The organism is Lelliottia jeotgali (assembly GCF_977070485.1).
In genome coordinates this window covers 139535-158801 of sequence record NZ_CDRVFO010000013.1, presented here as the reverse complement: position 1 = coordinate 158801, position 19267 = coordinate 139535, and the positions used below count along the sequence as shown (strand labels likewise).

General features: G+C 62.2%; 20 protein-coding genes. 9 read left to right on the top strand and 11 right to left on the bottom strand.

Features of this window, described 5'->3' with window-relative positions; all coding sequences use genetic code 11:
• Positions 1-14: 14 nt before the first annotated feature.
• Positions 15-2171: a mechanosensitive ion channel family protein gene (locus ACW4TB_RS19585; protein WP_012313192.1), complete on the bottom strand. Its 2157-nt coding sequence runs from the start codon at positions 2169-2171 to the stop codon at positions 15-17.
• 44 nt (positions 2172-2215) lie between these two features.
• Positions 2216-2383 (bottom strand): hypothetical protein, encoded by a 168-nt coding sequence (locus ACW4TB_RS19580; RefSeq protein ID WP_012313193.1) that lies wholly within the window; start codon positions 2381-2383, stop codon positions 2216-2218.
• A 213-nt stretch (positions 2384-2596) separates the two neighbouring features.
• Here ACW4TB_RS19580 and ACW4TB_RS19575 point away from each other — a divergent pair, with 213 nt between their 5' ends.
• A complete protein-coding gene (locus ACW4TB_RS19575; RefSeq protein WP_254467281.1) occupies positions 2597-3028 on the top strand; it encodes a hypothetical protein in 432 nt (143 codons plus the stop codon).
• A gap of 52 nt (positions 3029-3080) precedes the next feature.
• Positions 3081-3818, top strand: coding sequence for a hypothetical protein (locus ACW4TB_RS19570; protein WP_279931384.1), 738 nt, complete (start codon positions 3081-3083; stop codon positions 3816-3818).
• A 44-nt stretch (positions 3819-3862) separates the two neighbouring features.
• Here the strand turns inward: ACW4TB_RS19570 and ACW4TB_RS19565 are convergent, their stop codons facing one another.
• From ACW4TB_RS19565 to minC, 5 genes are all read right to left on the bottom strand, one after another.
• Positions 3863-5152, bottom strand: a complete 1290-nt coding sequence (locus tag ACW4TB_RS19565) for a M18 family aminopeptidase (RefSeq protein WP_279931382.1) — start codon at positions 5150-5152, stop codon at positions 3863-3865.
• 123 nt (positions 5153-5275) lie between these two features.
• Positions 5276-5911 carry an RluA family pseudouridine synthase gene (locus ACW4TB_RS19560; RefSeq protein WP_012313196.1) on the bottom strand — a complete coding sequence of 212 codons (636 nt, stop codon included), beginning with the start codon at positions 5909-5911 and terminating at the stop codon, positions 5276-5278.
• 141 nt (positions 5912-6052) lie between these two features.
• Positions 6053-6307 (bottom strand): cell division topological specificity factor MinE, encoded by a 255-nt coding sequence (gene minE / locus ACW4TB_RS19555; protein ID WP_012313197.1) that lies wholly within the window; start codon positions 6305-6307, stop codon positions 6053-6055.
• 3 nt (positions 6308-6310) lie between these two features.
• Positions 6311-7123 carry a septum site-determining protein MinD gene (minD, locus tag ACW4TB_RS19550; protein WP_012313198.1) on the bottom strand — a complete coding sequence of 271 codons (813 nt, stop codon included), beginning with the start codon at positions 7121-7123 and terminating at the stop codon, positions 6311-6313.
• Positions 7124-7222: 99 nt separating this feature from the next.
• Positions 7223-7969 carry a septum site-determining protein MinC gene (gene minC / locus ACW4TB_RS19545; RefSeq protein WP_279931378.1) on the bottom strand — a complete coding sequence of 249 codons (747 nt, stop codon included), beginning with the start codon at positions 7967-7969 and terminating at the stop codon, positions 7223-7225.
• A 111-nt stretch (positions 7970-8080) separates the two neighbouring features.
• On the opposite strand from minC, the gene ACW4TB_RS19540 reads away from it, so the two are divergent.
• Both ACW4TB_RS19540 and ACW4TB_RS19535 read left to right on the top strand, forming a co-directional pair.
• Positions 8081-9016, top strand: coding sequence for a lipid A biosynthesis lauroyl acyltransferase (locus ACW4TB_RS19540; protein WP_012313200.1), 936 nt, complete (start codon positions 8081-8083; stop codon positions 9014-9016).
• A 66-nt stretch (positions 9017-9082) separates the two neighbouring features.
• Positions 9083-10231: a patatin-like phospholipase family protein gene (locus tag ACW4TB_RS19535; RefSeq protein WP_279931375.1), complete on the top strand. Its 1149-nt coding sequence runs from the start codon at positions 9083-9085 to the stop codon at positions 10229-10231.
• A 157-nt stretch (positions 10232-10388) separates the two neighbouring features.
• Here the strand turns inward: ACW4TB_RS19535 and ACW4TB_RS19530 are convergent, their stop codons facing one another.
• The gene (locus tag ACW4TB_RS19530; protein WP_012313202.1) at positions 10389-11213 is read right to left on the bottom strand and encodes an MlaA family lipoprotein; all 825 of its coding nucleotides are present in this window, start codon (positions 11211-11213) and stop codon (positions 10389-10391) included.
• The gene (locus ACW4TB_RS19525) at positions 11206-12459 is read right to left on the bottom strand and encodes a hypothetical protein (RefSeq protein ID WP_455843056.1); all 1254 of its coding nucleotides are present in this window, start codon (positions 12457-12459) and stop codon (positions 11206-11208) included. Before ACW4TB_RS19525 ends, ACW4TB_RS19530 begins: the two co-directional genes overlap by 8 nt.
• 240 nt (positions 12460-12699) lie before the next feature.
• Between ACW4TB_RS19525 and ACW4TB_RS19520 the strand changes: the two genes are divergently transcribed.
• Entirely contained in the window at positions 12700-13068 is a 369-nt protein-coding gene (locus ACW4TB_RS19520) for a hypothetical protein (RefSeq protein ID WP_279931372.1), read from the top strand.
• A gap of 39 nt (positions 13069-13107) precedes the next feature.
• Here the strand turns inward: ACW4TB_RS19520 and ACW4TB_RS19515 are convergent, their stop codons facing one another.
• On the bottom strand, positions 13108-14661 hold the full coding sequence (locus tag ACW4TB_RS19515; protein ID WP_455843055.1) for a glycoside hydrolase family 17 protein: 1554 nt from the start codon (positions 14659-14661) through the stop codon (positions 13108-13110).
• A gap of 227 nt (positions 14662-14888) precedes the next feature.
• Here ACW4TB_RS19515 and ACW4TB_RS19510 point away from each other — a divergent pair, with 227 nt between their 5' ends.
• From ACW4TB_RS19510 to ACW4TB_RS19500, 3 genes are all read left to right on the top strand, one after another.
• Entirely contained in the window at positions 14889-15731 is an 843-nt protein-coding gene (locus tag ACW4TB_RS19510) for a glycine betaine ABC transporter substrate-binding protein (protein ID WP_455843054.1), read from the top strand.
• A 249-nt stretch (positions 15732-15980) separates the two neighbouring features.
• Positions 15981-16292 (top strand): DUF485 domain-containing protein, encoded by a 312-nt coding sequence (locus tag ACW4TB_RS19505; RefSeq protein WP_012313207.1) that lies wholly within the window; start codon positions 15981-15983, stop codon positions 16290-16292.
• Complete coding sequence (locus ACW4TB_RS19500) at positions 16289-17953, top strand: cation acetate symporter (RefSeq protein WP_012313208.1); 1665 nt, start codon at positions 16289-16291, stop codon at positions 17951-17953. Before ACW4TB_RS19505 ends, ACW4TB_RS19500 begins: the two co-directional genes overlap by 4 nt.
• A 65-nt stretch (positions 17954-18018) precedes the next feature.
• On the opposite strand, the gene ACW4TB_RS19495 is transcribed toward ACW4TB_RS19500, so the two are convergent.
• Complete coding sequence (locus tag ACW4TB_RS19495) at positions 18019-18171, bottom strand: DUF3309 family protein (RefSeq protein ID WP_003252624.1); 153 nt, start codon at positions 18169-18171, stop codon at positions 18019-18021.
• Positions 18172-18377: 206 nt separating this feature from the next.
• Between ACW4TB_RS19495 and ACW4TB_RS19490 the strand changes: the two genes are divergently transcribed.
• Entirely contained in the window at positions 18378-19193 is an 816-nt protein-coding gene (locus ACW4TB_RS19490; RefSeq protein WP_254467288.1) for an SDR family oxidoreductase, read from the top strand.
• The last annotated feature ends 74 nt before the right edge of the window (positions 19194-19267 follow it).

Below are 19267 nucleotides of genomic sequence, written 5' to 3'. Positions count from 1 at the left end.
CCCATCGCTGGGGCCTAATCGGCAGTCCCGCCGGCTTCTGCCATCGCGCCGCCGCCCGCCGTCACCACCTGCACCGACAAGCGTGGCGTCGCCAGGTCCAGCCCTGCTGCATCCAGTTGGCGCTTCAAAGCCAGGTTGAACGCCCGCGACACTTCCCATTGCTTGATGGGTGCGGTCTTGAAGCGCGCCCGCAGAATCGCCGAACCAGACTCGAAACTTTCTACCCCTTGCAGCTCAAGGGGTGACCAGATATTGCGGCGCATCAGTGGATCGTTGCGCAGTTTCTGTCCCACTTCGCGGATCAGCGTGATGGCCTGGTCGATGTTCATGCTGTGCGGGATGGCCACACGGAAGATCGCATAGCCGAACTCGCGCGAGTAGTTCTTGATGCTCTTGATCTCGCTGAACGGGATGGTATGCACGATGCCATCGATGTCGCGCAGGCGCACGGTGCGGATGGTCAGGCCTTCGACGGTGCCCAGGTGGCCGCCCACATCGACATAGTCGTCGATGGCCAGGGAGTCTTCGATGATGATGAACAGGCCCGTGATCAGGTCGGCTACCAGCGACTGCGCGCCAAAACCGATGGCCAGGCCGATCACCCCGGCACCGGCCAGCAGCGGCGTGACGTTCATGCCCATGTTGGCCAGGGCGACGATCAGCGCAATGATGAAGATCACCACGAACATCACGTTGCGGATCAGCGGCATCATGGTTTGCGCCCGGGCATTGGCAAGGCCCCGGCGTGAACGCACCAGTGCGTGGTGCACGGCCGTGTCGGCCAGTATCCACACCAGCCAGGCGACAATCAGCGTGCCGGCCAGGCCCAGCAGGCGCAGGCTGACTTCATGGCCCTCACCTTCGGCGAAGCTGATCATCGACTGGCCCCAAACGCGCAGCCCCAGTTCGATGAACACCAGCCAGATGAACAGGTGCACCAGCACATAACCGAAGTTGCGCAGGCGCTCTGTGTATACCGCCTGCCGCTTGTTGGCGCGCTTGGGGTTGGCGGCGTGGCGGCGCACCAGGCCATTGAGCACCATGCACACCACCACCAGCACCGTGCACATCAGTGACTGGCGCAGCGCGGTGCTGGTGTCGCCGGCCGACACGAAAGTGGCGAACAGCGAGATCGCCACCAGGATCATCGCCGGTATGTACCAGAAGCTGCCGAGGATTTCGATGGTGTCGCTCAGGGTGCGCCGGGTCAGGCGCCGCGACAGGGGCTGGTTGCGGATCAGGTGGGCGATCGGGCGGCGGAAACGCAGGATGAACAGCCCGGTGCACAGCGCGGCAATCACATTGGCCAGGGTGGCCAGGGCGTGCGCCAGGTGTGTACCAAGGGCAACGGTCAGGCGCGGGTCGCTCATCGCTTCGCCAAAGGCGGCGAAGCTGCCGATCAGCCACAGCGGCCGAAATGCCTGGTGGCGCAGGATGTGCAGCGCGCGGTGGCGGTGCGGGCCGTCGAGCAGCGAGAAGGCGATCACGCAGATGGCTGAGAAGCAGGTGCCCACCACCAGCGCATAGGCCAACACCATGGCCATGGACTTGCCGAGCGAGGAGGGCAGGGCAAAGCTCAGGTACACCGTGAACACCAGCGCCACCAGCCACGGCCCCAGCTTGCGCAGGGCGAAGCGCACCAGGTCCCAGGTGCGCGGGTGCTGCGGCAACTCCTCTGTCAGGCCGAAGCGCACACGCACCCGGTGGCCGATCCAGTTGAATGCATAGGCCAGCAGGCTCCATACGGCGATGATCGCGGCAAAGCCGAACAGGATCGCCGGCCACTGGTGCACGGGCACCACCAGTTCAGCCAGCTCCGCCTGGGCCTGGTCGATTTCCAGCGCCCACCGCTGGAACGGGCTGGCGTCGCCGCTGAACTGCTTCTCGAAATCATGCAGCGCACCGCCGATCAGGCCCAGCACGCCCTGTTCGGCGGTAGGTTGCGACTGCTTGGTGGCGTCACGCAGCTTTTTCAGGTCGGCCAGCAGCTTGGCGCGTTGCTGGTCGTTCTCCAGGTTCTTGATCACCTCGTCCAGCGATTTGCCCAGCGGCTCGGTGGCTTCTGGCTGGGCCGGCGCACTGGAGCCAAGCAGGCCAGGCAGGCCGGCGGCCTGTACCGGGGAGATGAACAGAAACAGCAGCAGGGCAAGGCAACGCAGGAGGGCTGGCACCGGGAAATCTACCTCAGGTCAAACGATTGGCCGAGTGTAGAGGTTTATGTGGGGAGTTTCTCCAGGATCTTCCAGCAGGTGAGGCCGAAGATGCCCAAGGTGCCGATCCACATCATCAGCACACCGACGTCGCGCTCACGCAGGCTGAAGCCGATGGTCAGCAGCATCAGGAAACCGAACACGGGGACGAACAGGGACAGGAAAGGGGACATGACGGGCGATCCTTCTGCACGTGCGGGGGTGATGCTTTAAGCATAGTGGCTAGCTGGCGAAGCGGAATGACTTGTATCACATAATGTTTAATCGGTGGGGTTAAAAGTTCATATTTCCTACGCATCTATCAGACCAGTTTCCTACACAGGAATGCATCCCTTGGCCGATATAAGATTCACCACGGCGTGTGGGGATTTTTAGAAGGTTCGACGATGAGTGCAAAATCAGTACGCAACAGTTTATCGTTGTTGGCGGTGGCAGGGTTGAGCATTACTGCCCATGCCGAGAATAACTTGGCAACGGTGATTGTCGATAATAAAACAAGTGCCGCAGCCAGTTACACCTATGAGCACATGTCAGGTACGTCACAGCCGATCATGGGTGAAGTGAATGCTCGCCAGAACAGAGTGTTTTTAGTTACAAGCTTTGCTGATTCAATTTCGGGCATGCGCTTTGTGTACGCATCCGGTAGTAAAAAGTGTCGTTTCTCCGTATCGCATACTGCGCCACCACCACGCTATATACCCACCTGGAAAAAGGATGCTGTTTCGATCGGGTCATCGCGCGCAACTTGTACGGTGAAGATGGAAAGGATAGGAACGCAAATGCCTTATCACTACACGGTGAGGTTCACTATTCAATGAACCTCGCGGGGCGCCAGTGAAGGTGCCCCTCGATGAGCACCGAGGAACGCCCATGAAAATTTTCAGCGTTAATGCCACGCCTGTCGTACGCCAGGAAAACGTTCTGCTACCGGCCACAAAGTCGGAGGAGGGTACTGCACAACCAGGGTGCAAGGTGAGTTTGTCTGATGAGGCCCTTAACGACGCCAGAAACAAGGACGAGGTTCGAGCACTTCATGCACGGATCTATGGAACACCGTCGCTCGGGGATCGAATCAGTTATAGCTATCGAACACGGGGAGAAGAAAAATTCAAGAATGAGCCGCCTCCAGAAAATTACACGCCTGAACAGGCTGAACGCCACCGGCAAGCCCTGGATTATCTGGTAGGTATCGAAAAGCTCTCAGGGGTGGAGACTCAGTTTGAGGAAAACCCGTTTTGGGGGTTGGACCGCGCTCATCTAGTGGCAATCGAGCAGGATGAAAACAGTTATACCGAAGTGGAACGTTATGCGGCAGCTAGAGCAAAAACAGCATTGGACAATATTTTCTTCACACGTCTCAGCGACCATGCCTATAACACAGGCGACCTAAGACCCGTGTTCAAGGGATATCTTGAGTATCTGGATAACTTGACCGACGTCGAACGCCTCAATTTTCCAGCCGATGAACGTGAACGGGTAGCCGGTCTTTTAGCTCGTGCGCAAAGCGAATCTGGCAGCCTCCCCGAAGGCTTCTCCCTCTGGCAATACATGAACTGGGCCCCTGAAGGCCGCCTCGACCTCGAAGCGCTGCTGAACCCCGCGTCTTAGTCGGCAACGCCCGCCCCCACTGAAGGGGCGGGCACTGCCGGCGGTCAGGGCAGTTCGCGGCTGCGGTAGAACGCGGTCAACACCTTCACCAGGTGCGCCAGATCCTGGCTGCCGCACAGCTCACGTATCGAGTGCATGGCAAAGGTCGGCAGGCCGATATCGACCGTGCGCACGCCCAGATGGCTGGCAGTGATCGGGCCGATGGTCGAGCCGCAACCCATGTCGCTGCGCACCACGAAGCTCTGCACCGGCACTTCTTCGGCCATGCACAGGTGGCGGAAGAAGCCCGCTGTTTCGCTGTTGGTAGCGTAGCGCTGGTTGTTGTTGACCTTGATCACCGGCCCTGCATTGAGCTTGGGCCCGTGGTTGCCGTCATGCTTGTCGGCGTAGTTGGGGTGCACCCCGTGGGCATTGTCGGCCGAGACCATCAGCGAACGCTGGATGGTGCGCACATAAGTGTCGCCGTCCGGCAGCAGGCGCTGCAGGGTCTGCTCGAGCATCGGGCCGTCGGCGCCACAGGCCGAGCAACTGCCGACTTCTTCGTGGTCGTTGCATACCAGCACACAGGTTTCGTCACTGTCAGCGGCCAGCAGCGCCTGCAGGCCGGCGTAGCACGACAGCAGGTTGTCCAGGCGCGCCCCGGCGATGAAGTCACCGTTCAGGCCGATCAGTGCGGCGTCCTGGGTATCGTAGAAGCTCAGCTCGTAGTCCAGCACCACGTCGGCGTTGAGCTGGTGTTCACGGGCAAGCTGCTCGGTGAGCAGGGCGCGGAAGTCGATGCGCTCATCGCCGGCCACCTGAGCCAGGATCGGCGGCAGTTCGTTCTGCGGGTTGATCTGCCAGCCTTCGTTGGCGGTGCGGTTGAGGTGGATCGCCAGGTTGGGAATGATGGCGATCGGCAGCTTGAAGTCGATCAGCTGGCTTTCGACCTTGCCATCACGCCGGAAGGTCACCCGGCCGGCCAGCGACAGGTCACGGTCGAACCACGGCGCCAGCAGGGCGCCGCCGTACACTTCCACACCCAACTGCAGGAAACCCTGGCGCTGCAGCTCCGGCTGCGGCTTGACCCGCAGGCACGGGCTGTCGGTGTGCGCACCGACCATGCGAATGCCACCCTGCAGCGGCGCTTGTTTGCCCAGGTTGATGGCGATGATCGAAGAGTCGTTGCGGGTGACGTAGTAGCGGCCGCCAGGCACCGTGGCCCAACTGTCACGCTCGTCCAGGCGCTGGTAGCCGGCCGCCTCCAGGCGCAGGGCCAGGCTGGCGGTGGCGTGGAAGGGCGTAGGGGAGGCCTTGAGAAAATCGATCAGGCCGGTGTTCAGTGCTTCGCGCATAACTCACTCCAATTCGAGCTTCAAGCCTCAAGCTGCAAGCTTCAAGCAAGAGCAGGCCGCGTAGCAAGCTGCAACGCGGTCTGTTCTGGCTTTTCTTGCAGCTTGTCGCTTGAAGCTTGCAGCTTAAAAAGGTGCAGGGCACTCGAACTTCAGCCGCTCCCCGGAAACCGGGTGGGTGAAGCTCAACATTGCCGCATGCAGGCACAACCGCTCATGTGCCGCCAGTGCCTCGGGGTTGGCATACAAACGGTCACCGAGCAGCGGGTGCCCGATCGACAGCATGTGCACGCGCAACTGGTGCGAACGGCCGGTGATCGGCGTCAACTCAACCCGGCAGTGGTCGCCGCAACGCTCGAGGATGCGCCAGAAGGTCAGGGCGTGTTTGCCTTGCTCGTGGTCCACCACATGGCGTGGCTTGGTGGGCGGGTCGTAGCGCAGGGGCAGGTCGATGCTGCCGCTGTCCAGCGCCGGCTGGCCCCAGCACAGGGCGGTGTAGGCCTTCTCGGTCTCGCGGTCGTGGAACTGGCGCGACAGCTCGCGGTGGCTGTCGGCATCGCGGGCCAGCAGGATGATGCCGGAGGTTTCCCAGTCCAGGCGGTGGACGATCAGCGCATCCGGGTAGCCGTTTTCCTGCAGGCGGGTGATCAGGCAGTCCTTGTTGTCATCGGCGCGGCCTGGCACCGACAGCAGCAGGGTCGGCTTGTTGACCACCAGGATGGCGGCGTCTTCATGAAGGATCTGGACGTTCGACAGCGGCATTGCGGGTTCTCGGTCAAATCGGGGAAAACCATTGGGGCCGCGTTGCGGCCCGATCCCGACACAAGGCCGCTCTCTGTAGGAGCGGCCTTGTGTCGCGAACGGGCTGCAAAGCAGCCCCAATGATCAAGCCAGTTCGCTGTATCAGCGATCGGGCAGGGTGATGTTCAGCTCCAGGATCGAGCAACTGCCCTGGTTTTCCAGTTCGATGTGCACATCATCGCTGCCGATGTTCACATACTTGCGGATCACCTCGAGCAGCTCTTTCTGCAGTGCCGGCAGGTAGTCCGGTTCGCTGCGCTGGCCGCGCTCATGCGCCACGATGATCTGTAGACGCTCTTTCGCCACCGACGCACTGGTCTGTTTCTGTCTGCCACGAAAGAAGTCAAAAAGGTTCATGGTTTATTTGCTCCCGAAAATGCGCTCGAAGAATCCCTTCTTCTGTACATCGATGAAGCGCATCGGCTTCTCTTTGCCCAGCAGGCGGTCGACCGCATCGCTGTAGGCCTGGCCCGCATCGCTCTGATCATCGAGAATGACCGGGATACCTTGGTTGGACGCCTTGAGTACCGCCTGCGACTCCGGGATCACACCCTTGAGCTTGATCGACAGGATCTCTTCCACGTCGGCCACGCTCAGCATTTCGCCCTTGACGACACGCTCGGGGTGGTAACGGGTGATCAGCAGGTGCTCCTTGATCGGCTCTTCGCCGTTTTCAGAGCGGCGCGACTTGCTCGACAGGATACCCAGCATACGGTCGGAGTCACGTACCGAAGACACTTCAGGGTTGGTCACGACGATGGCTTCGTCGGCGAAGTACATGGCCAGGTGCGCGCCTTTCTCGATACCCGCCGGCGAGTCGCAGATGACGTACTCGAACTGTTCTTTCAGGTCCATCAGTACCTTTTCGACGCCTTCCTGGGTCAGCGCGTCCTTGTCGCGGGTCTGGCTGGCGGCCAGCACGTACAGGTTCTCCAGGCGCTTGTCCTTGATCAGGGCCTGCTGCAGGTTGGCTTCACCGTTGACCACGTTGACGAAGTCGTAAACCACGCGGCGCTCGCAGCCCATGATCAGGTCGAGGTTACGCAGCCCCACGTCGAAGTCGACGATGACCGTCTTGTGGCCGCGCAGAGCGAGGCCGGTGCCGATGGCGGCGCTGGTGGTGGTCTTGCCCACCCCCCCCTTGCCGGAAGTAACGACGAGAATCTTGGCCAAGGTGTTTCACCCCTAAATAAGTCGGGACAGGCGTCCCAGCAAAATGCAAAAAACGGCAACAGGTAAAAAAGTTGCTCTAAAAATGACCGCAAGTATCCGTTAAAGACGGGTGATGTTCAACACGTCACCGGACAGGCTGACTTGCACGCCGCCGCCCCACAGCGGGTCGCGGCGCAGGTCCTCGCAGACCTTGTACTGACCAGCGATTGAGACCATTTCGGCGGTCATCTGCTGGCAGAAGATACGGGCCTTGGTGTTGCCTTTGATGCCGGCCAGGGCGCGGCCGCGCATGGCGCCGTACACATGGATGTTGCCATCGGCAAGAAGTTCCGCACCCGGGCTGACTGAGGCTGTGACCACCAGGTCGCCACCCTGAGCATAGATCTGCTGGCCGCCACGCACAGGCGAGGTGATGATCCGGGTCGGGCGGATTTGCGGCTCTGCGGCGGGCGCCGGCTCGGGCTTTTTCACTTCCGGCTCCGGTTCCAGCGGCCGCTCACGGGCGCCGGAGGGCGGCAATACCGGCAGGTCGATGGCGATCGCGGCAGCGATGTCCTCGATGCGGTTGGCACGGATCGCCAGGGTTCGCAGGCCGTGGTGACGGCAGATGCGCATCAGCCCGGGCAGGTCGATCGCCCCTTCGTCGGCCGGCAGCTTGTCCAGCGCCAGCACCAACGGTGTGTTGCTGAAAAAATTGGGGGCTTGGGCCACTTTCGCCGCCAGCTGGCGGTCGAGGGCTTCAAGGTCGTTGCGCCCCAGCTCCAGCACAGTGATGGCGAGCATGCTGCCCTTGAGCTGGAACACGGAGGCGGTGTCGGGTGTGTGGTTTGGGCTCATGGTCTGCATAGACGGCTTGTTGCGGAAAAAGTGCCCTGACTTATAACGATAAGACCGGTTGGCCGCAACCGGCGCCGATCCGATGTAGAATGCTCGGCCTTTGACTTACCGGAAGCTTCAATGGAACGCCCGCGTTTTCGTCCCTATTTCCTTCACCCCAGGTTCTGGGGCCTGTGGCTGGGCCTGGGCCTGCTGTGGCTGGTGGTGCAATTGCCCTACCGCGCCCTGTTGTGGCTTGGCGCTGCCCTGGGCGCGCTGATGTACCGGGTGGCCGGTGAGCGCCGACGCATCGCTGCACGCAACCTGGAACTGTGTTTCCCCGAGATGTCCGTCGACGAACGGCGCCGTTTGCTGAAGGCGAATTTCGCCTCCACCGGCATCGCTTTCTTCGAAATGGCCATGAGCTGGTGGTGGCCCAAGGCCAGGCTGGCGCGCCTGGCGCACATCGAGGGCCTCGAGCACCTGCAAGCCGCGCAACAGGCCGGGCAGGGCGCGATCCTCATGGCTGTGCATTTCACCACCCTGGAGATCGGCGCCGCGTTGCTGGGCCAGGTGCACACCATCGACGGCATGTACCGCGAGCATGGCAATCCGCTGTTCGACTTCATCCAGCGCAGCGGCCGTGAGCGCCACAACCTCGATTCGCTGGCGGTGGAGCGTGAAGACGTGCGCGGCATGCTTAAACTGCTGCGCGCCGGCCGCGCCATCTGGTATGCGCCCGACCAGGACTACGGCGCCAAGCAGAGCCTGTTCGTGCCGTTGTTCGGCATCCAGGCGGCGACGGTTACCGCCACCACCAAGTTCGCCCGCCTGGGCAAGGCACAGGTCATTCCCTTCACCCAGAAGCGCCTGGAGGATGGCAGTGGCTATCGCCTGGTGATCCACCCGCCGCTGGAGAGCTTCCCCGGTGAAAGCGAAGAGGCCGATTGCCTGCGCATCAACCAGTGGATCGAAGGCGTGTTGCGCGAGTGCCCCGAGCAATACCTGTGGGCGCACCGGCGCTTCAAGTCGCGGCCTGAAGGTGCGCCGCGGCTGTATGAAAAGAAAAAACGCTGATCATGTGGGCGCCGGCCTGCCGGCGATGAGGCCAGCACTGGCAGTAAAAGATCCAGGGAGCAAGACATGGCCCCACCCCCCACCACCGGCCTGATCCTCTCTGGCGGCGGTGCCCGCGCCGCCTACCAAGTTGGCGTTCTGGCCGGCATCGCCGAGCTGCTGCCTGCCGGCGCTGCCAACCCCTTCCCGGTGATTGTCGGTACCTCGGCCGGCGCCATCAATGCCGTGACCCTGGCCAGTGGCGCAATGCGCTTCAGCGAGGCGGTGCAACGGCTCACCACCTTCTGGCAGAACCTGGGCAGCCACCTGGTGTTGCGCAGCGACTGGCCCGGTGTAATCCGCCAGGCCAGCCGCTTTGTCGGCCACAGCCTGCTGGGGCTGGGTGGCCAGGCACCGGTTGCCCTGCTCGACAGCAGCCCGCTGCGCGGCTTGCTGCAGTCGCACATTGACCTCGATGGCATTAACCATGCCCTGGCCAGCGAGCAACTGCGCGCGGTGGCAGTTACCGCATTCGGCTACGAGTCTGGCCAGGCAGTGACCTTCTATCAGGGCCGCGGCACCATTGACGCATGGCTACGCCACCGCCGCCTCGGCGTGCCCACGCCGTTGACCGTTGACCACTTGCTGGCCAGCTCGGCTATCCCGCTGCTGTTCGCCCCGGTTCGGCTCGGCGACGAGTATTACGGCGACGGCGCGGTACGCCAGTCGGCGCCGATCAGCCCGGCCCTGCACCTGGGGGCCAGCCGCGTGCTGGTGGTCGGCGTCAGCGGCAACCCGCAGCGGCCAGCGCCGCCGCTGCCGACCCAGCGCGTGTTCAGTGGCCATCAGCCAAGCCTGGCGCAGATCGCTGGGCATATGCTTAACAGCACGTTCATCGACAGCCTGGAAGGCGATATCGAGCTGTTGCAGCGTTTGAACCACCTCAGCCGCCTGCTGCCGGCCCACCTGGATGCGCGACGCCTGGGCCTGGCGCCGATCGAGGTGCTGGTGGTGGCGCCCAGCCAGCCGCTGGACGAAATTGCCGCGCGGCATCGGCGCGAGCTGCCGGCGGCGCTGCGCTTGTTCCTGCGCGGGCCGGGGGCGACGCGGACCAGCGGGGCTGGGGTGTTGAGCTACTTGCTGTTCGAAGCCAGCTATTGCAGCGAGCTGATCGAGCTGGGGCGGCGGGATGCGCTGGCCAAGCGGCGGGAGCTGGAGCAGTTTCTGGGGGTGTAACCGAACCTACGCGAACGGCGCGTAGGAGCGGCCTTGTGTCGCGAAAGGGCCGCAAAGCGGCCCCATCGATAGTTGCAGCGCCGCTGAAAACCTGGGGCCGCTGTGCGGCCCTTTCGCGACACGAGGCCGCTCCTACAGCGGTTGTGCGGGCAGTAAATTATTCGGCAATCTGCAACTTGCGCGACTGGGTATACACATACCGAACCTTCTCGTACTCGAACGGCGAGTTGAGCTGGCCGTAGCGGAATTTGGTGGTGTAGCGCTTGTCCACCGCGCGCAGCAGGAAAATTTCCGGATGATCGGTGCTGACCTCGGCCATATTCAGGTAATTGATCGCCTGTTCGCCGGCGTAATCCACCACCACCCCGGTGGTATCGCGCAAGTTGGATGGCCCCAGTACCGGCAGCATGATGTACGGCCCATCAGGCACGCCATAGAACCCCAATGTCTGGCCAAAATCCTCGCTCTGGCGCGGCAGGCCCATCTTGGTCGCCGGGTCCCATAGCCCACCCACACCGATGATGGTATTGAACATCAGCCGTGCGGTGATCTCTGCCGAACGCTTGGCCTTTAGCTGCAGCACGCTGTTGAACAGGTTCGGCACATCGCCCAGGTTATTGAAGAAATTGCTCACCCCGGTGCGCACGAACCTGGGTGTGACGTACTGGTAGCCATCCACCAGCGGCAGCAGCACCCACTGGTCCAGGCGGTAGTTGAAGTGGTAGATGCGCCGGTTCAGCGACTCCAGCGGGTCGTATATGTTGAGCGCCGCCAGGGTGGAGCGCTCGAATTCGCGCTGGTCCAGGCCTGGGTTGAATTTCAGTTCGCGCAGCGGGTCGATGAAGCCGTCGGCTTCGGGGGCCAAGGGTTCGGCGGTTACCTGAGGGTCGGACTCGATCACGCTGGTGCGCGGCGCGGTTTCCGCGGCCAGGGCATTGCCGGCAAACAGCAGGGCGGTGGCGAAGAGGAATTTGTTAACCACGGAAGAACTCCAGCATGGCGTCGCTGTTGACGCGGTAGTTGAGGTTGCCGCAATGGCCGCCATGGGGGTAAAGGGTCAGGCGCTCGCCGAACACCTTGCGCAGGAAGCCGATATCGCCCGGGCCGAGGATGACATCATCGGCATTGTGCATCACGGCGATTTTCGGGCTGTCGCGCAGGTAGTCCTCCAGCGCGTACAGGCTCACCTGGTTGACCAGTTGCAGGATGCTGTTGCCATCGGTGCGGGCGCGCCACATCGGGATCACCTGCTCGGTCATGTAACAGTCGAAGTCGCACTGCAGGGCACGCTTGAAGAACGGCGTGAGGCTGCTGCCCTCGGTGATCGGGTACTTCGGCGGGATGATCAGGCCACGCCGGTTGATCAGGTCCGACGTGAAGGCGATATCGGCCGCCGAGAAGCGGAACGAGGTGCCGATCAGCATCGCCATCTGTTCGTTGGACAGGTGCTGACGCGACTGCTGGAAGTCATACAGCAGGGCCTCGTTGAGGTCGATGTAGCCCTTGTCCTGGAAATAGCGGGTGAGCTTTTCCAGCATAAGCTCATAGAACGTGGTGCTGCGGTCGATGCCTTTGACCTGGGTCTGCACCAGTTTGTCGAGGTTGTTGATCGAGGTGTACAGGTTGACCGGCGGGTTGAGCAGCAGCACACGCTTGAAGTTGAAGCTGCGACGGGTTTCATCCAGGTGGCTGACGAACGCCGCGTCCAGCGCGCCCAGGCTGTACCCGGTGAGGTAGTACTCGCTGATCGGCAGGCGCGGGTGCTGGGCACGTACGGCTTGCATCACCCGGTACATGTCTTCGGCGTCTTCCCGGCTGATGCCCGGGGTGGCGAAGCGCGAGGCGGCGCTCATGAAGTCGTAGCTGGTCGGCGACGACAGCTGAACCACGTGGTAACCGGCCTGGTAGAATAGTTTTTTCAGGTATTCGTTGATGGTGCTCGAATACGGCGCGCCGGTGCCGGCGATGATGAAGATCAGCGGCGCTTCATGGTCCTGGCGAGCCAGGCGGTACTTGAGCTTTTTCACTGCCCAGAAGTTGTCGGGCAGGGTGAATTCACGCTCCGGGCGCAAATTGAGGCTGTAGTCGCTCTGGTCGATCTCGTCGTCGCTGGGCAGCGTTGGGCGCTGATCGGGCGGCGTCGTGGCGATCGTCGCCTCGAACGGGTTGGTCAAGGGGAAGCCGTAGGTTGCGGCGTCGATGTCGCGCGCAGAAGCGGCCACAGTCATGAGCAGGCCGCCAAGAAGGGCGGCTAGGCGCCAATATCGAAGCATGTAATCCCCCAGAAAGAACGCGAGCAAGGTACTGCGCTACGCAGGCTAGGACCACAAGTGCCTTGGCAAAGTTGCCAAGTGCGGTGGCCTTTGGTGTGCTTGTTATCTGCAACATAGCTGCAGGATTGTGATTTTGCCTTACAACGGGCCTTGGGCGATCATGGCTTGTTTCGATTACTGCTATTGGAGAACGGGATGTCTCGTACCTTGCCGGCTGCGCTGCTCTTGCTGTTTCTCGCCTTGTGGCTGGCTGCCAGTTACGGCGTGCGCTACGGGTTGATGGAAGATGCGCAGTGGGTCGGCCTTTGCGCCGTACCGGGTGAGCACTGGCAGTGCCAGGTGCGCTCGATGCTGGGGCTGGGGATTCACTTTCAGGTGATGGCCTGGGCCGGGCTTGCGCTGGCGTTGCTGGCGCAGGTGCTTGGCGGGCGCAGCGGTTGGTGGCTGGCGGTGTTGGCGCTGGTCTTCGGCATCCCGGCGCTGGTGCTGTATACCGCCAGCATTGCGGTGTTTGCGGTCGTGCTGGCGGGGTTACGGCTGGTACGGCAAGCGCGTCGCGGCTGACAGGGGCTGCCATGCAGCCCATTCGCCGGCACCTCGGTATCAAGCCTTGCGCACCCGCAAACTCCGCCACAACGCCGCTGCCATCAGCACACAGACCACCGCCCAACCCCAGGCCTGCTGATTCTCCAGCCCTTCCCGATACAGCTGCGGCATCACACCGGCCCCGACGATAAACGCCAGCAACGCCACCTCTGCCCGTGCTGCCACCACCGGGCGCAGCAGGTAAACCAGCGCCGGCAACGCCAGCGCTGCCGTAGGGAAACTGCGATAACGCGGGTCGAACACCATCGCCAGCATGCTCACTGCCGCCGCAATGCCTGCCGCCACCAATAACCACCCAGCGCGCGCCTCGAGCCAGGCAAACAAACGCTCCCGCCAGCCAGCCCGGCGCGCCAGCGCCAGCAGTGCATGGGCCAGCACCAGCAGATTCAGCCCCGCCAGCAACGCTGCCCACAGCCATTCCCCGGCAAACCTTGCGTGGGTACGCATCAATTCACCCCACAGCCCCAGGCAGCCAGCGCCAAACGCCGCCAGCAACGGCAACAGCAACGCCCCGGTTGCGGTGCCAGGGCGCCCTGCGAACACCAGCATTACTACCATCAACACCGCGCTTGCCAACAACCACTGGGGCCAGTGGTGCAGGTTGCTCACAGGGCCCTCGAGTACGCCTTTGTCCTGCCGGTCGGCATCGTACAGGCCCCAGTAGCCGCCCACCGCGCCTTCGCTGACGCGCTTCCACGGCTGGTCGAAGGCTTCGATCAGGTTGTAGTGCCAGCCATTGGCCTCGGCCATGGCGACGAAGCCGCGGATGAAGCGTGCTTCGTTGGCCCGGCTGGGCACAGCGGTTTCGCGCTGGCGGCCTTCGCTGGGCCAGCCGGTCTCGCCAATGAAGATATCCTTGGGCGCAAAGCGCGTACCGAACACCCGACGCACATCAGCGACATGCGCCAGGGCATCTTCGATACCGCGCGGGTCGTCCTCCCAGTAGGGCAACAGGTGGATCGTCAGGAAGTCCACCGCTGGCGCCACCTGCGGGTGCTGCAGCCAGAACTCCCAGACATCGGCATAGGTCACCGGTACATTGACCTGGCTTTTCACTTTGCCGATCAGCGCGGCCAGGCGCTCGCCGGTCACTTCCTTGCGCAGCAGCGCCTCGTTGCCCACGATCACCGCACTGACCACGTCCGGGTTGGCGTTGGCGGCGGCGATCAGCAAATCCACTTCCTTGTCGGTATCGACCGGGTTGGCATTGACCCATGCCCCGAGCATCACCTTCAGGCCATGCTTGCGCGCCAGTGCCGGAATCGCCTCCAGGCCGGTCATGGAATAGGTGCGGATGCACTGAAAACGTTCGGCCAACAGCGCCAGGTCAGCGTCCATGCGCGCCGGGCGCAAGCGAAAAGGCTGGTCGAAAGGCGACTGGTCCTTGTCGAACGGGGTGTAGGAGGCACACTGTAATTTGTGCGTGGGGCTGGCAGCGTCCGGTAGCAGGATCGGCTTGCCGAGCGTGTACCAGAGCGCCCCAAGCCCTGAGAGGGCAAGCAGGCAGGCGAACAGGTACAGCGGTAGCAGCAGGCGGGCAGGGCTGGGCATCAGGCGGTCCATCGTCAGGCGCAAAGCGTTAGATAGTAGCCCGGCGCCAATCCTTTGGCATGCAAGGATCGCGCAGAACGGCGCAGGCAGATGCCGCTAATGGCACAGTGCTGTCGCAAAGGATTTGGTTACAGGTCGCACTTGGAGCAGGTTGGGCTCCGTTGCAGGAACATGATGCAATCTCCGAGACCTGACGAGGGGATGCTTTGATGGCAACTTTGAAAAAAATGCGACGACTCCTGGGGGCGGGCACCGCCCTGGTACTGGCCATGAGCGCTGCTCAGGCCATGGCCAAAGAAGTGAGCATCGGTTACGTGGATGGCTGGGCCGACAGCGTGGCGACCACCAACGTGGCCGCCGAAGTGATCAAGCAGAAACTCGGCTACGACGTGAAGCTGCAGGCCGTGGCCACCGGCATCATGTGGCAGGGTGTGGCCACCGGCAAACTCGACGCCATGCTCTCGGCCTGGTTGCCGGTGACCCATGGTGAGTACTGGACCAAGAACAAGGACAACGTGGTCGATTACGGCGCCAACTTCAAGGATGCCAAGATCGGCCTGATCGTTCCGGAGTACGTCAAGGCCAACAGCATTACCGACCTCAAGACCGATGAAAGCTTCAAGCAGAAGATCGTCGGCATCGACGCAGGCTCCGGGGTAATGCTCAAGACCGACCAGGCCATCAAAGACTACGAACTTACCGGCTACAAGCTGCAGGCAAGCTCCGGCGCGGCGATGACCGCCGAACTGGGCCGCGCCTACGCCAAGCAGCAGTCCATTGCCGTGACCGGCTGGGTGCCGCACTGGATGTTCGCCAAGTGGAAGCTGAAGTTCCTCGAAGACCCCAAAGGTGTCTACGGTGCCGCCGAGACGGTCAACAGCATCGGCAGCAAGGAGCTGGCGACCAAGGCGCCGGAAGTGGCCGAGTTCCTGAAGAAGTTCAGTTGGCAGTCCAAGGATGAGATCGGCGAGGTGATGCTGGCGATTCAGGAAGGCGCCAAGCCTGAAGCGGCGGCCAAGGACTGGGTGGCCAAGCACCCGGATCGAGTCAAGGAGTGGACTGGCAAGTAACGAATCAAACTTTCCGAAGCAGGGCTGCTGTGCAGCCCTTTCGCGACACGAGGCCGCTCCCACAGGCGTTATGCGATCCCTGTAGGAGCGGCCTTGTGTCGCGAAAGGGCCGTACAGCGGCCCCGCTTTGTTACTTATTCTGTAAAACACCGTTGCATCTAAGACTAAGGTCGTCTGGTTGGCGTTCAAAGGCAGCATAAAGTGACGGTGTGGGTTCCATCCCCTATCTGTGCTGCTAGGACAAAAACAATGAACGACAGCATTTACCTCTCGATACAAAACAGCCCCCGCTTCAAGGAGCTGGTCAGCAAACGCGAACGGTTCGCCTGGATTCTCTCGGCGATCATGCTCGGCTTGTACTGCGCCTTCATCCTCCTGATCGCCTACGGTCCTCATCTGCTGGGCGCCAAGCTCAGCCCTGAGTCGTCGATTACCTGGGGCATCCCCCTGGGCGTCGGCCTGATCATTTCGGCATTTGTCCTGACCGCCATCTACGTGCGCCGCGCCAACGGCGAGTTCGATGAGCTGAACAAGGCCATCCTCAAGGAGGCGCAACAATGATTCGCCACACCAAAGCCTTGGCCGTACTGGCCTGCGGCGTTTTCGCACCCGCTGTGTGGGCAGCCGATGCCCTGACCGGCGAGGTGCAGAAACAACCGCTGAACGTTGCAGCGATCGCCATGTTCGTGGCCTTCGTCGCCTTTACCTTGGGCATCACCTACTGGGCCTCCAAGCGTAACAAGTCGGCAGCCGACTACTACGCTGCCGGCGGCAAGATCACCGGCTTTCAGAACGGCCTGGCGATTGCCGGCGACTACATGTCGGCAGCATCGTTCCTGGGTATTTCCGCGCTGGTGTTCACCTCCGGCTACGACGGCCTGATCTACTCGATCGGCTTTTTGGTCGGCTGGCCGATCATTCTGTTCCTGATCGCCGAGCGCCTGCGTAACCTGGGCAAATACACCTTTGCCGACGTGGCGTCCTACCGCCTGGGGCAAAAGGAAATCCGTACCCTGTCGGCCTCCGGTTCGCTGGTGGTGGTGGCGTTCTACCTGATCGCGCAGATGGTCGGCGCCGGCAAGCTGATCGAACTGCTGTTCGGCCTGGACTACCATGTGGCGGTTATCCTGGTGGGCGTCCTGATGTGCCTGTACGTGCTGTTCGGCGGCATGCTGGCCACCACCTGGGTACAGATCATCAAGGCCGTACTGCTGCTGTCCGGCGCCAGCTTCATGGCACTGATGGTCATGAAGCACGTCGGCTTCGACTTCAACACCCTGTTCTCCGAAGCGATCAAGGTGCACAGCAAGGGCGAGGCGATCATGAGCCCGGGCGGCCTGGTCAAGGACCCGATCTCTGCCTTCTCGCTGGGCCTGGCGCTGATGTTCGGTACTGCCGGCCTGCCGCATATCCTGATGCGCTTCTTCACCGTCAGCGACGCCAAGGAAGCGCGCAAGAGCGTGCTCTACGCCACCGGTTTCATCGGCTACTTCTACATCCTGACCTTCATCATCGGTTTTGGCGCGATCCTGCTGGTCAGCACCAACCCGGACTTCAAGGACGCCGCCGGCGCCCTGCTGGGCGGCAACAACATGGCCGCGGTGCATTTGGCTGATGCCGTGGGTGGCAGCATCTTCCTCGGCTTCATCTCGGCGGTGGCGTTCGCCACCATCCTGGCGGTGGTTGCCGGCCTGACCCTGGCCGGTGCCTCGGCGGTATCCCATGACCTGTACGCCAGCGTGTGGCGCAAAGGCAAGGCCAACGACAAGGACGAGATCCGCGTCTCGAAGATCACCACCATCGCCCTTGGCGTGCTGGCGATCGGCCTGGGGATTCTGTTCGAGAAGCAGAACATCGCCTTCATGGTCGGCCTGGCGTTCTCCATTGCCGCCAGCTGCAACTTCCCGGTACTGCTGCTTTCGATGTACTGGAAGAAGCTGACCACCCGCGGCGCCATGATCGGCGGCTGGCTGGGCCTGGTGAGTGCAGTGACACTGATGATCCTTGGCCCGACCATCTGGGTGCAGATCCTCGGCCACGAGAAGCCGATTTACCCTTACGAGTACCCGGCACTGTTCTCGATGCTGATTGCCTTCGTCGGTATCTGGTTCTTCTCGGTCACCGACAAGTCCAAGGCGGCTGAAAGCGAACGTGCGCTGTTCTTCCCGCAGTTCGTCCGCTCGCAAACCGGCCTGGGGGCTTCAGGCGCCGTTTCGCACTGATTGACGCCCCAATGAAAAACCGCGCTGCAGCTGTTGCTGCAGCGCGGTTTTTTTGTTTGCCAGCGCTAGATCATGCCGAGCAACAACAACACCAGCAGAATCACCAGCACCACGCCAATGATGCCGGATGGGCCATAGCCCCAGCTGCGCGAGTGTGGGAAGACCGGTAAGCCACCAATCAACAGCAGGATCAGGATGATGATGAGGATCGTGGTCATGACGGAGTCCTTGCGTGGTTAGGGGTCAAGGGCCTCGAACAGCTGGCCTCTTGTTAATTCGGACCGGCGCCGCTTGGCAAAGATTCCATTTGCTTGGCACTGACCGCGTGGTCATGCCCACCCATTCACTACCCTGATGAACCCTCCCTGACGTCAACGCCTTGATTAGACTGGGCTCACCACCCATCAGTACAAGGCCTGCCACCATGCACAAACGCATCATGATCACTGGCGCCGGTTCCGGTCTCGGCCGCGAGATTGCCCTGCGCTGGGCGCGCGAGGGCTGGCGCCTGGCGCTGGCCGATGTCAACGAGCCAGGCCTGCGCGAAACCCTTGAGCGGGTGCGCAGTGCCGGTGGCGAAGGTTTCATTCAGCGCTGCGACGTGCGCGACTACAGCCAGCTGACCGCCCTGGCCCAGGCCTGCGAAGAGAAGTTCGGCGGTATCGACGTGATCGTCAACAACGCCGGTGTCGCCTCGGGCGGCTTCTTCGCCGAGCTGTCGCTGGAAGACTGGGACTGGCAGATCGCGGTCAACCTGATGGGTGTGGTCAAAGGCTGCAAGGCCTTCCTGCCGCTGCTCGAGCGCAGCAAGGGGCGCATCATCAATGTGGCGTCGATGGCGGCCCTGATGCAGGGGCCGGGCATGAGCAACTACAACGTTGCCAAGGCCGGTGTGCTGGCACTGTCGGAGAGCCTGCTGGTAGAGCTGCGCCAGCTGGAAGTGGCAGTGCACGTGGTGTGCCCGTCGTTCTTCCAGACCAACCTGCTCGACTCTTTCCGTGGGCCTAACCCGGCCATGAAGGCCCAGGTGGGCAAACTGCTGGAGGGCTCGCCGATCAGTGCGGCGGACATTGCCGACTACATCCACCAGCAGGTCGACGCCGGTGAGTTCCTGATCCTGCCCCACGAGGCCGGGCGCCAGGCCTGGCAGCTCAAGCAGCAGGCGCCGCAGCGGCTGTATGACGAGATGGCAGAGATGGCGGTGAAAATGCGTAGCAAGGCCCAAGCGCGCGGATTGTAGTACCGTCTGTAGGGCGAATTACCTGCCGATGTAGGCTTGTTCTGAATTGCTGCGGGCCCGTTGAGTCACCGGAT